Here is a 12,153-nt window from a genome sequence, read left to right as displayed (position 1 = left end):
CGGCGGTGTGAAGAACCTGTGCGCGCCGGTGAGCGCCCCTCCCTGCCCGTGTCGCGCCGCGTACCCTCGGAATGATGCGGCGCATACCGACGACCAACGGGCCCGCGGCGCCGTCCGCCGAGACTTCGCCGCTCGGCGCGCCGCGCCCCGCGCCCCGGTGGAATCACGACCGGTGGTGGCTCGCGCCGCTCCTGCTTCTGCTCGGCTTCGGCCTGCTGCTCTGGCAGGTCAAGGCGCACGGCCCGGTCACCCGGTTCGACCTGCGGCTGCGCAACGGCATCCAGGACGACGCGCGCGATCCGTCGCTGTCCTGGATGTACCGGCCGGCCCGCGGCATGGCCGACCTCGGCGATCAGACGATCGCGCTGTCCGCGCTGTTCGTGACCACAGCCGTCGCGCTGCGTGCCACCCGCTCGTGGCGGCCCGCCCTCGTGGCGGCGGCGGCGCTCGCGGCCCTGGCGACCGTGATCCCACTGAAGCTGTGGATCGACCGTCCCGGACCGAGCCGGAGCACTCTGGGCGACGCCGCGCTCGGCTTCTTCCCATCCGGGCACACCGCCGACGCGGTCCTGTGCTACGGGACCAGCGCGCTGCTGCTGTGCGTCTTCGTGATCCCGCACGCTCGCGTCAGATACCGCAACCTGCTGCCGCGGGCGGTGAGCGCCGCCGCGGCCGTCCTGGTGCTGCTGACGATCTTCGGCCTGCTCTGGTCGAACTTCCACTGGCTGTCCGACACCCTCGGCTCGCTGTGCTGGTGCGGCGCCGCGCTGCTCATCCTGCGCCGCGTCACCCTGAGCCGGCCGCTCTCCTCGCGCCGGGCCGCGGCCGGTGAGGAGAGCGACGATCGCGAGAAGATCGACAGTCGGCGGACGGAATCCGGAAGGCGGCCGGGGTCATGGCGCGCGTTGCGGAAGCGCCGCGTCAGACGTTCTGGGGGAAGCCCAGGTTGATGCCGCCGTGCGAGGGGTCGAGCCAGCGCTGGGTGACCGCCTTCGTGCGCGTGTAGAAGTGGACGCCCTGCGGCCCGTAGGCGTGCGAGTCGCCGAACAGCGAGGCCTTCCAGCCGCCGAACGAGAAGTAGGCGACCGGGACCGGGATCGGCACGTTGATGCCGACCATGCCGACCTCCACCTCGTTGCGGAAGCGCGCCGCCGCGCCGCCGTCGTTGGTGAAGATCGCGGTGCCGTTGCCGTAGGGATTGGCGTTGATCAGCTCCAGCGCCTGGTCGTACGAGGCCGCGCGCACGACGCTGAGCACCGGCCCGAAGATCTCGTCGGTGTAGATCTCCATCTCGGAGGTCACCTGGTCGAACAGGGTCGGGCCGAGCCAGTAGCCGCCGGTGGTGTCGACGCCGCTGTGCTCCTCGGAGTCGACCGGGTGCCCGCGTCCGTCCACAACCAGCCTCGCCCCGGCCTTCACGCCCGCGTCCAGGTAGGAGACCACCTTGTCCCGGTGCGCGGCGGTGATCAGCGGGCCCATCTCGGAGGACGGCGCGCAGCCCGGCCCGACGCGCAGCTTGGCCATCCGGTCGGCGATCCTGCGCACCAGTTCGTCGCCGATCGGATCCACGGCCACCAGCACCGAGACCGCCATGCAGCGCTCGCCGGCCGCGCCGAAACCGGCCGAGACCGCGGCGTCGGCCGCCAGATCCAGGTCGGCGTCCGGCAGGACGACCATGTGGTTCTTCGCCCCGCCCAGCGCCTGCACCCGCTTGCCGTATCGCGTCCCGTTCTCGTATACGTACCGTGCGATCGGGGTCGAGCCGACGAAGGAGACCGCCTTGACGTCCGGGTGCTCCAGCAGCCGGTCCACCGCCACCTTGTCGCCGTGCACGACATTGAACACACCGTCCGGCAGCCCGGCTTCCTGCCACCGCGCGGCCATCCAGTTCGCCGCGGACGGGTCCTTCTCGCTCGGCTTGACCACCACCGTGTTGCCGGTGGCCAGCGCGATCGGGAAGAACCACATCGGCACCATCGCCGGGAAGTTGAACGGCGAGATGATCGCCACCGGTCCGAGCGGCTGGCGCAACTCGTAGACTTCGACGCCCGTTGACGCCGCCTCGACGAAGCCGCCCTTGACCAGGTGCGGGATGCCGCAGGCGAACTCGACGACCTCAAGGCCGCGGGCCACCTCGCCGAGCGCGTCGGAGTGCACCTTGCCGTGTTCGGAGACGATGATCGAGGCCAGTTCGTCGCGGCGGGAGTTGAGCAGTTCGCGGAAGTTGAACAGCACCTGCACCCGCTTGGCCAGGGAGGTCGCCCGCCACTGCGGGAACGCGGCGGCGGCGGCCGCGACCGCGTCGTCGACCTCCCGGACCGATGCGTAGTCGACGACCGCGCTGATCAACCCGGTGGCCGGGTCGTGCAGCTCGCCGCGCCGCTCGGCCGCTCCGGACCAGGGCGCGCCGTCGATCCAGTGTGTGACGTGCTTGCTCACGGTCTATCGCCCCTCGGTCGGGTGTGCACGGACGGTCGCGCTCGCGGGAACGGACCTGTTTTCGAGTCTGCTGACGCGGTGCGGGGGCGGCCAATTGTCACTGTGTCGGCGCCGGGGCCGTTCGGCTTACACGAGGGGCACGCGTCGAGGCCTCGGGCAGCGTGGGCGCCCGTCGCCGGCCGCGCGCAGCTGGGATCAGCCGCGATCAGCTGTCGAAGCCGAGGCCCGCGCGGTCGAGGGCCCGCAGCCACAGGTTGCGTCTGCCCTCGTGTCGGTCCGCCCGGTCCAGCGACCAGCGGGTGAGGTTCACGCCGAGCGCCTTGAACGGTTCGGGTGGGAAGGGAAGCGGCTTGGTGCGCACCATTTCCAGTTCGGTCAGCTCCGTGGCCCGGCCCCCGAGCAGGTCGAGCATGACGTTCGCGCCGAATCGGGTCGCCGCGACGCCCAGCCCGGTGTAGCCGGCCGCATAGGCGACCCGGCCGCCGTGAGCGGTCCCGAAGAACGCGCAGAAACGCGTGCAGGTGTCGATGACGCCGCCCCAGCTGTGCGTGAACCGTAAGCCCTCAAGGTGCGGGAAGGTCTGGAAGAAATGCCGCGCCAACTTGGCAAAGGTCTCCGGACGCTGCTCCAGCTCCGCCGCGATCCGGCCGCGGTAGTGGTAGACCGCGTCGTAGCCGCCCCACAGGATCCGGTTGTCCGCGGTCAGCCGGTAGTAGTGGAACTGGTTACCGCTGTCGCCGACGCCCTGTCGCTCGTTCCAGCCGGTCTCGGCCAGTTGCGCCGCGCTCAGCGGCTCGCTCATCAGCACGTAGTCGTATACGGGCACGATGTACGGCCTAACGCGCTTGAGCAGCGAGGGGAAAGCGTTGGTCGCCAGCGCCACGTGATCGGCGACGACCCACTTACCCTGCCTGGTGAGCAGCGACGGACCGTTCGCGCTCTTCTCCAGTGCGACGATCGGCGAACGTTCGAAGATGCGCACACCGCGTGCCAGACACGCTTCGCGCAGCCCCCACGCCAGCTTCGCCGGGTGCACCAGCGCGCAGCCGTCGCGATCCCAGGTGCCGGCGAGAAAGGTCGGCGAGTTCACCTGCGCGCGCACGGAGGCGGCATCCAGGAACTCGACCGGTTCGCCGTGCTCGGCCGCGAGGTCCGCGAACGCGCGCAACTCCTCGGCCTGCCATGCGGCGGTCGCGACGTTCAGCTCCCCGGTGCGTTCCCAGTCGCAGGCGATGCGGTAGTCGCGGACCGTGGCCTCTATCGCGTCCAGGTTCTGCGCGCCGAGCCGATTGAGAGTGCGCAGTTCGTTCGGGAAGCGTTCGACGCCGTTGGGCAGGCCGTGCGTCAACGAAGCGGCGCAGAAGCCGCCGTTGCGCCCGGACGCGGCCCACCCGATCCGCGCGCCCTCCAGGAGTACCACGTCGCGACCGGGGTCCCGCTCCTTGGCCAGCAGCGCGGTCCACAGTCCGCTGTAGCCGCCGCCCACCACGGCCAGGTCACAGCGCACGTCCTCGCGCAACGACGGCAGCGCGGCGGGACGGCCGGGATCGTCGAGCCAGTACGGCTGCGGCGCGGCCCCGGCCAGCGCGCGGCTCACGTCCGCGGTGCTCGCGCCGCCTCCGTCCGGCGTCCGCCTGCTCATCTTCGGCGCGCTCGCACGCGGCTGACAACGAGCATCGCCATGATCCCGGTCATCGTCACGAGCATCATCATCGACCCGATGACGTCAATCTGCGTCGGCACTGAACGCTGGACCGCGCCGTAGACGTAGAGCGGGAAGGTGATCTGGTCACCGGCCGTGTACTTGGTCACGATGTAGTCGTCCACGGACAGCGCGAACGAGAGCAGTGCCGCCGCCATGATCCCGGGCGCGACCAGCGGCAGCGTCACCTTCATGAAGGTCTGCAGCGGGGTCGCGTAAAGGTCCTGCGCCGCGTTCTCCAGCGTCGGATCCATGCCGGCCAGCCGGGACTTGACCGTGACCACCACATAGCTCAGGCAGAACATGATGTGGCCGATCACGATCGTCCAGAAACCCATGGAACCGCTGCCGATGGTCGTGAAGAACAGGGTCAGCAGCGTCGCGCCCATGATGATCTCGGGCGCGGCCATGGGCAGGAACAGCAGCGTGTTGACCATCGGCCGGGCCCGGAAGCGGTGGCGCGACATCGCGAACGCGGCCATCGTGCCGAGTACGGTCGAGCCGATCATCGCCACGACGCCGATCTCCAGCGAAAGGCCCATGTGCTGGCAGATGTCGCCGACCGCGCACGGGTGCCGCCAGGCGTCCGCGGAGAACTGGTGCCAGATGTAGTTGTACCTGCCGATGGGCGCGTTGAACGACATGACGAACATGACTACGTTCGGCGCCAGCAGGAAGACGAAGACCAGCACCGAGGTGGTGGCCAGGACGTGCGCGCGGATCCATTCCACGGGGCCGCGCCCGCGCCGGCCCGCGGCAGTGCGCGGCTCGGCGGCGGGCGCCGCGGCGGTGCGGGGTCCGGACAGGGGACTCGAGCTGGCTGCGGACACTAGAGCAGGTCCTCCGTTCCGGCCTTCTTCACGTAAACCAGGACGATCGCGAGGGTGGCGGCCATGAGGATCACCGAAAGGGCGCTGGCGATCGGATAGCCGGTGGAGTCCTGGAGGAACTCGTGCTCGATGCTCTGCCCGATGACGATCGTGTTCGGATTGCCCAGCAGCTGCGCGTTGACGTAGTCGCCGACCGCCGGGATGAAGGTCAGCAGCGTTCCGCCGACGACGCCCGGCATGGACAGCGGCAGGGTGACGCGCCGCCAGGTCGCCAGCGGCGAGCAGTACAGATCGGCCCCGGCCTCGTGCAGCCGCGGGTCGATCTTCTCCAGCGAGGTGTACAGGGGCAGCACCGTGAACGGCAGGAAGTTGTACACCATCCCGCACACCACGGCCGCCGGGCTGGCCAGCACGTGGTTGCCCACCGTGAAGCCGATCGCCGAGGTGAAGCCGAGGATGTGCAGGCTGCTCAGCGCGTGCACGATCACGCCGTTGTCCGACAGGATCGTCTTCCACGCGATGGTGCGGATCAGGAAGCTGGTGAAGGACGGCACGATCACCAGCGCCATCAGCAGCGTCTTCCACCTGCCGCCCTTGAACGCGATGAAGTACGCGAGCGGGTAGCCCATCAGCAGGCAGAAGACCGTGCACAGGAACGCGAACAGCAGCGAGCGGCCGAACTGGCCGTTGTACTGGTTCCAGCCGTCCGCGAAGTTCGCCCAGCGCCAGGTCAGCGCGTAGCCCTGGTCCAGGCTGCCTTCCTGCACCGAGGCGGAGACCGAGGTGAAGATCGGCACGACGAAGAACACGACCAGCCACAGCAGCGTCGGCGCGAGCAGCAGGTACGGCAGGTGGTTGCGCCGGCGCCGGCGCGGCGGCTCGGATTCGGCGGCCGCGGCGGGCGCGGGCGGCACGCCGAGGTTCGCCGTCTGCGCACTCATGCCGCGGCCTCGTCGTCGAGGTCCGCGCCGGCGTCCAGGTCCTGGGAGCCGTCCAGGCCGAAGGTCTGCGCCGGGTGCCAGTGCAACAGCACGGGCGTGCCCGGGCGGTGGATCTCCCGGCCGGTGTTCTGCTCGAAGACGCTCATCTCCTCGCAGCCGACCTCGGGCCCCCACGGCATCTTGACCAGGTACTGCGTGGAGACGCCGATGAACGAGGCGTCGCTGACCACGCCGCCGGTCAACACGTTGTGCCCGGCCGGGATCGCCGACTCGTCGAGCGCCAGCGAGACCTTCTCCGGGCGGACCCCGGCGATGATCCTGCCGGCCTCGACCCGGGCCCGGGCCACCGGGAGGGTGAGCCGCCGACCCTGCGCGTCGAGCGTGATGACGTCGCCGTCCTTGCCGGTGACCTCGCCGCTGATCAAATTCGACTGGCCGAGGAAGTTGGCCACGAAGGTGGAGGCCGGGTTCTCGTAGAGCTGCGCCGGCGAGCCGAGCTGCTCGATCCGCCCGGCGTTCATCACCGCGATGGTGTCGGCCATGGTCATCGCCTCCTCCTGATCGTGCGTCACATGCACGAAGGTGAGGCCGACCTCGGTCTGGATGCGTTTGAGCTCGATCTGCATCTGCCGGCGCAGCTTCAGGTCCAGCGCGCCGAGCGGTTCGTCGAGCAGCAGCACCTGCGGCTGGTTGATCAGCGCCCGCGCCACCGCGACCCGCTGCTGCTGGCCGCCGGAAAGCTGCGCCGGCTTGCGCCGCGCCAGGTGGCCGAGCTCGACCAGCTCCAGCATCTGCTCGACCTGGCCGCGCACGTCCTTGACGCCGCGGCGGCGCAGCCCGAAGGCGACGTTCTCGAAGATGTCCAGGTGCGGGAAGAGCGCGTAGTTCTGGAAGACGGTGTTGACCGGCCGCTTGTACGGCTTGAGATCCGTCACCTCGCGCTGCCCCAGGTAGATCCGGCCCTGGGTGGGATCTTCGAGCCCGGAGACCATCCGCAGCGTGGTCGTCTTCCCGCAGCCCGAGGCGCCCAGCAGGGCGAAGAACGAGCCCTGCGGGATGCTCAGGCTGATGTCGTCGACCGCGGTGAAGGAGCCGAACCGCTTGGTCACCCGCTCCAGGCGCAGATCACCGTCCGCGCCTGGGCTCTCACCGGGCACTGCCGCGCGCGAAACCATCAGCCGGTCACCTGGAGGTACTTCTTGGTGTACTCGTCGAGCTTCGCGACGCTGATCGCCATGAACTGCCTGGCCGTGGCCAGTTCCTGCGCGGTCGGCACGATCAGCGGGTTCGAGGCGGCCGAGGCGTCCAGGGTCTTGAGCGCGTCGACGGCGCCCTCGACGACCGGGATGTAGTCGATGTAGTCGTCCAGCTCGGCGGCGACCTTCGGCTGCAGGTAGTAGTTCATCAGCTTCTCGGCGTTCGCCTTGTGCCGGGCGTAGTTCGGGATGCACATGTTGTCATACCAGGACAGTGACCCCTCCTTCGGGAAGACCGTCTTGAGGTAGTCCACGCCGAGCGCGGCCACGTCACCGGAGTAGGCCATGGTCACGACCGTGTTTCCCTGGGTGAAGTCGGACAGGTAGTCGTTGCCGGAGTAGGCGCGCACCTGGCCGGCGTCCTTCGCCTTCTGGATGTAGGCGATCGCGGCGTTGAAGTCGTCGTCGGTGAACTTCGCCGGGTCCTTGCCGAGGGCGAACAGCGCGAACGCGATCGTGTCCTCCATCTCCGCCATCAGGGAGACCTTGCCCTTGAGGTCCGGGCGGGTGAACAGCTCCGTGATCGAGGTGATCGGCGTGGAGATCAGCTTGGCGTTGTAGGCGATGACGGTGAACCCGGAGGCCCACGGCACGGTGTACTTGCGTCCCGGGTCCACCGGCACGTTCGCCATCTGCGCCGTCATGTTGCCGTGGTTGGGGATGTTCGACAGGTCCAGCTTCTGGATGTAGTTGTTCTCGCGCAGCTTCGGAATCATGTAGTCCGACATGACGATCAGGTCACGGCCGGTGTCCTTCCCGGCCGCGAGCATCGGGTCGATCGTCGTGTAGAACTCGTTGTTGTCGTTGATGTCCTCGGTGTACTTGACCGTGATCCCGGTCTGCTCCTTGAACTGGTCCAGCGTCGGGTGCTTGTTCTTGTCGTTCGAGTCGATGTCGATGTAGGCGGGCCAGTTGGAGAAGTTGATCACCTTCTCCGTCGCCGAGAAGTCGGTGCCGGCGTGCCCGGTGGCCTCAGTGGCCGGGACGCTCTTGTGCGCGGGCGCGGTGCCGCAGGCCGCGAGCGAACCCGCCCCGGCCACGGCGAGGCCGCCGAGTGCGGCGTTGCGCAGCAGGGAGCGCCGGGTCGTCGCCGCGGACTGGGCGTAGGTCGCTGAGGTACGTCGCATCGCGCCTGCGCGGGCGGCGCGGGCGAGGAGCTGAGCCTGCTCCTGCGCCTCCTCCCGCTGCTGCGGCGTACCTGTGTTTTCGGAGCGTGCGGCCTCGGACATCGTGGAGGGCCTTTCCTGGTGGAGACGTGGGGGTATATCAGTCCCGTCACGCGCCCTGGGCGCGGTGGAGAGGTCGAGAGATGAGAGGGCGGCTCGGCCACCCGGCGGTCACAACTCGAAAATCGTACGATGCCAGGCTTTGCGCGATGTGCCGGTGAGGTCATGCATTACGTGCTTGACCTGCGTGTACTCCTCCATGGAATACGCCGACAAGTCCTTACCATAGCCGGACTGCTTGAATCCGCCGTGCGGCATCTCGCTGATGATCGGGATGTGGTCGTTGATCCATACGCAGCCGGCTCTGATCTCGCGGCTTGCGCGGTGCGCGCGGACCAGGTCCTTGGTCCACGCCGAGGCGGCCAGGCCGAACGGGGTGTCGTTGGCCAGCCGGATCGCATCGTCGTCGCCGTCGAAGGGCAGCGCGACGAGTACGGGGCCGAAGATCTCCTGTCGGACGATCTCGGAGTCCTGGGGGGCGCCGGTGATGAGGGTCGGCCGGTAGTAGGCGCCCGAAGCCCACGGGGTCGCCGCCAGTTCGGCGGGCGGCTCGCCGCCGGCGACGAGCTTCGCCCCCTCGCCCACCGCTCGTTGCACGAAGCCGTGCACGCGCTCGCGCTGCCGCTCGGAGCCGAGCGGCCCGAGGTCGGTCGCCTCGTCGAAGGGGTCGCCGAGCCGCACCCTGCCGTACAGTTCGGCGACGCCGTCGACGAAGTCGTCGAACAGCGACCGGTGCACGTATGCGCGGGTCGCGGCGGTGCAGTCCTGCCCGGTGTTGATCAGCGAGCCGGCGACCGCGCCGTGGATCGCCGCTTCGAGGTCTGCGTCCTCGAACACGACGAACGGCGCCTTTCCGCCGAGCTCAAGGTGCACGCGCTTGACCGTGTCCGCGGCCAGCCGCGCGACCCGCTTGCCGACCGGGGTCGAGCCGGTGAACGAGACCATGTCGACGTCCGGGTGCGAGACCAGCGCCTCACCGGCGACCGGCCCGCGGCCCGTCACGACGTTCACCACGCCGTCCGGGATGCCGGCCTGCGTGCACGCCTGTGCGAACAGCAGGGCGGTGAGCGGGGTTGTCTCCGCGGGTTTGAGGACGATCGTGTTGCCGGCCGCGATCGCCGGCAGGATCTTCCATGCGGCCATCTGCAGCGGGTAGTTCCAGGGCGCGATCGACCCGACGACGCCGACCGCTTCGCGCCGGATCGCGGAGGTGTGGTCGGCCGAGTACTCCCCCTGCGCCTTGCCTTCGGGATGCCGGGCCGCGCCCGCGAAGAACGCCGCGTTGTCCACGGTGCCCGGCACGTCGAAGCCCGCGCTGAGCCGGATCGGCTTTCCGGTCTGCGATGACTCGGTGCGGGCCAACTCGTCCGCCCGTTCACCGAGGATCCGCGCGAGCTCGTGCAGCGCCGCGGAGCGCTCGCCCGGCGTGGCGCGCGACCACTGCGGGAACGCGCGGCGGGCCGCGGCGACCGCGTCCTCGACGTCGGCCGGGGAGGCGCGATCGGCCAGGACGAGCGTCCGGCCCGTCGCCGGGTCGACGACCGCCTGGGACTCACCGCCGCGGGCCTTCCTGAGCCCGCCGCCGATGTACTGGTGCACGCGTACGCTCCCGGACCTGTGTGGTCGCTTCGTGGTGGACTGCCGGTCAGGGCGCCTCGCGGTTCACAACCTGTCGGCCGCCCTCACGAGGCATCTTCCGTAGGCCATTCGGCTCATAACCGTGGATCGTGACAGACTGTCGCGCCTGGAACAAGGGATTCCGCAGGGCGAATTCGCTTCGGCAACGGAATCTAGATGAGCCCGTAACCGACTGCGCCCACCTTCGGGCACTTGCCTGCGCCGCGTCCAGGTGTCAGAGTGCATCCCACCGCGGCGGGGACCGAACACTGTGTCCTGCCGCGCATGACCGGCGCGTGAACGGCACCTCGCACGCGCCCACCTCCTCCCACGCCCGCGAAGGCCGCCGATGCCCGACGACACCGCCATACACCCCGGATTCCCGACCGTCGCCGAAGTGCTCGCGCTCGACGCGGTGCGGCAGGGCAACCCGCGCGTCGTCGCGGGCGCCGCGGGGCTGGACCGGCGGGTGCGCTGGGTGCACGTGACCGAGCTGACCGACGTGCAGGAGATCCTGCGCGGCGGTGAGCTGGTGCTCTCCACCGCGATCGCGTGGCCGGAGGAGCGCGAGGCGCTGGCGCGGTTCATCGCGGACCTGGCCGGGCTCGGCGCGGCGGGACTCGTGGTCGAGCTGGGCCGCCGCTACCCGCAGGCTCCGCCGAAGCCCCTGCTGCTGGCCGCCGAGAAGCACCGGCTGCCGGTGATCACCCTGGGCCGCGACACACGTTTCGTCACGATCACCGAAGCCGTGCACGCGCGCATCATCGACACCCAGCTGGCCGAACTGCGCGCCTCGGAAGAGGTTCACCAGACCTTCACCGAACTGGCGGTCGAGGGCGCCGAGCCGAGTGAGGTGGTGCGGCAGATCGCCAAGATGGCCGACCGCCCGGTGGTGCTGGAGAACCTGGCGCACCAGGTGCTGGTCTACGACGCGACGGGTTCCACGGACGAGGCGCTGCTCGACGGCTGGGAGGGCCGCTCGCGCGCCGTTCGCCCCGCCTCGCGCACCGCGTACGACGAGCGTTCCGGCTGGCTGACCACGGTGGTGGGCGCACGCGGGCAGGACTGGGGCCGGCTGGTGATCGTGTGCGACGGGGTCGCGGCGCCCGCACCCACCCGCCTCGTCATGCTCGCCGAGCGCGGCGCGGCGACGCTCGCGCTCAACCGGCTGATGCAGCGCGACCGCGAATCGCTGGAGCGGCAGACGCACCGCACCCTGCTGACCGCGATCCTGAACCACGACCACTCGGCGGCCGAGGTGGCGTTGCGGGCCCGCGCCATCGGCGTCGGGCTCGACGGAAGGCGTCTGGTCGGCATCGTGCTGCGCCTGCGCGGTTCGTCGCACGCGTCGCCGGTTCAGGGCGCGTCGATTCAGGGCGCGACGATCGAGAACCAGGCGCGGCTGCGGGAGCTGACCGACCAGGCGGCGGCGGCCGTGCGGGAGAAGCGGCTGTCCGCGCTGATCGGCTCGGTGGACGACAGCTCGGTCGGGCTGCTGCTGGCGCTCGGGGCGCAGGACCGCGAGGACACGGCGCTGGGCTCGTTCGCGGCGACGGTGCGCCGGCTGGCCGGGCCGGAGGGCGCGGACTTCGCCATCGCGGTCGGTACCAGCGTCGGCGCGGTACGCGACGCGCGCCGCTCGCTGCTGGAAGCGGTCCAGGTCGCCGACGCGGCGATCCGCCAGGTCGGCGGTCCCGCGTACCACCGGCTCGTCGACGTGCGACTCAGGGGCCTGCTACACCTGCTGCGGGACGACGCCAGACTCCAGACCTACGTCGAGCGCGAACTCGGCCCGCTGCTGGCCTATGACACCGAACGCGGCACGAACCTCGTCGCCATGCTCGGCATCTATCTGGATCAGGGCAGGAACAAGAGCGCCGCAGCGGACGCAGCGCACCTTTCCCGGCCAAGCTTCTACGAACGCTTACACCGGATCGAACGGGTTCTCGGCGTCGACCTGGATTCGGTCGAGTCCTGCCTCTCCCTGCATGTCGCCCTGCTCGCCCTCGACGCCGTGCGCGACCGCTGAGCGCTGCGCGGGCGGCAACGCACGGGTTCGCCACCCGAAGCAGTGACGCGCGCAACCGCCTGGCCCGATGTTCCACGACCGCGGTCCGCGCCGCGCCGGCACTTGGTCAGGAT

The 12,153-nt window shown here is 69.9% G+C and carries 9 protein-coding genes; 2 read left to right on the top strand and 7 right to left on the bottom strand.

Annotated features, from left to right (window positions below; all coding sequences use genetic code 11):
* Positions 1–74 precede the first annotated feature (74 nt).
* Positions 75–950, top strand: coding sequence for a phosphatase PAP2 family protein (locus KGA66_RS07365; protein ID WP_211465969.1), 876 nt, complete (start codon positions 75–77; stop codon positions 948–950).
* Here the strand turns inward: KGA66_RS07365 and KGA66_RS07360 are convergent.
* From KGA66_RS07360 to KGA66_RS07330, 7 genes are all read right to left on the bottom strand, one after another.
* The gene (locus KGA66_RS07360) at positions 922–2,439 is read right to left on the bottom strand and encodes a CoA-acylating methylmalonate-semialdehyde dehydrogenase (RefSeq protein WP_211465967.1); all 1,518 of its coding nucleotides are present in this window, start codon (positions 2,437–2,439) and stop codon (positions 922–924) included. The genes KGA66_RS07365 and KGA66_RS07360 overlap by 29 nt on opposite strands.
* 205 nt (positions 2,440–2,644) lie before the next feature.
* Positions 2,645–4,081, bottom strand: coding sequence for an NAD(P)/FAD-dependent oxidoreductase (locus KGA66_RS07355; protein ID WP_211465965.1), 1,437 nt, complete (start codon positions 4,079–4,081; stop codon positions 2,645–2,647).
* On the bottom strand, positions 4,078–4,971 hold the full coding sequence (locus KGA66_RS07350) for an ABC transporter permease (RefSeq protein WP_312886801.1): 894 nt from the start codon (positions 4,969–4,971) through the stop codon (positions 4,078–4,080). Before KGA66_RS07350 ends, KGA66_RS07355 begins: the two co-directional genes overlap by 4 nt.
* Positions 4,971–5,912 (bottom strand): ABC transporter permease, encoded by a 942-nt coding sequence (locus KGA66_RS07345; protein WP_211465963.1) that lies wholly within the window; start codon positions 5,910–5,912, stop codon positions 4,971–4,973. The genes KGA66_RS07350 and KGA66_RS07345 overlap by 1 nt, the downstream gene beginning before the upstream one ends.
* Entirely contained in the window at positions 5,909–7,087 is a 1,179-nt protein-coding gene (locus tag KGA66_RS07340) for an ABC transporter ATP-binding protein (RefSeq protein ID WP_211465961.1), read from the bottom strand. The genes KGA66_RS07345 and KGA66_RS07340 overlap by 4 nt, the downstream gene beginning before the upstream one ends.
* Positions 7,087–8,397 (bottom strand): polyamine ABC transporter substrate-binding protein, encoded by a 1,311-nt coding sequence (locus KGA66_RS07335; RefSeq protein ID WP_211465959.1) that lies wholly within the window; start codon positions 8,395–8,397, stop codon positions 7,087–7,089. Before KGA66_RS07335 ends, KGA66_RS07340 begins: the two co-directional genes overlap by 1 nt.
* Before the next feature lie 108 nt (positions 8,398–8,505).
* Positions 8,506–9,993 (bottom strand): gamma-aminobutyraldehyde dehydrogenase, encoded by a 1,488-nt coding sequence (locus tag KGA66_RS07330; RefSeq protein ID WP_211465957.1) that lies wholly within the window; start codon positions 9,991–9,993, stop codon positions 8,506–8,508.
* 367 nt (positions 9,994–10,360) lie between these two features.
* Here KGA66_RS07330 and KGA66_RS07325 point away from each other — a divergent pair, with 367 nt between their 5' ends.
* Complete coding sequence (locus KGA66_RS07325) at positions 10,361–12,040, top strand: PucR family transcriptional regulator (RefSeq protein WP_211465955.1); 1,680 nt, start codon at positions 10,361–10,363, stop codon at positions 12,038–12,040.
* The last annotated feature ends 113 nt before the right edge of the window (positions 12,041–12,153 follow it).

Source organism: Actinocrinis puniceicyclus (assembly GCF_018283645.1).
In the GTDB taxonomy this organism is placed as follows: domain Bacteria; phylum Actinomycetota; class Actinomycetes; order Streptomycetales; family Catenulisporaceae; genus Actinocrinis; species Actinocrinis puniceicyclus.
This window is presented reverse-complemented; position numbering and strand designations above follow the sequence as displayed.

What these genes read in the sequence shown, in the direction of transcription:
- KGA66_RS07325 (WP_211465955.1), top strand. Translation starts at nt 10,361, where the DNA reads ATGCCCGACGACACCGCCATACACCCCGGATTCCCGACCGTCGCCGAA.
- KGA66_RS07355 (WP_211465965.1), bottom strand. Translation starts at nt 4,081, where the DNA reads ATGAGCAGGCGGACGCCGGACGGAGGCGGCGCGAGCACCGCGGACGTG.
- KGA66_RS07340 (WP_211465961.1), bottom strand. Translation starts at nt 7,087, where the DNA reads ATGGTTTCGCGCGCGGCAGTGCCCGGTGAGAGCCCAGGCGCGGACGGT.
- KGA66_RS07365 (WP_211465969.1), top strand. Translation starts at nt 75, where the DNA reads ATGCGGCGCATACCGACGACCAACGGGCCCGCGGCGCCGTCCGCCGAG.
- KGA66_RS07335 (WP_211465959.1), bottom strand. Translation starts at nt 8,397, where the DNA reads ATGTCCGAGGCCGCACGCTCCGAAAACACAGGTACGCCGCAGCAGCGG.
- KGA66_RS07345 (WP_211465963.1), bottom strand. Translation starts at nt 5,912, where the DNA reads ATGAGTGCGCAGACGGCGAACCTCGGCGTGCCGCCCGCGCCCGCCGCG.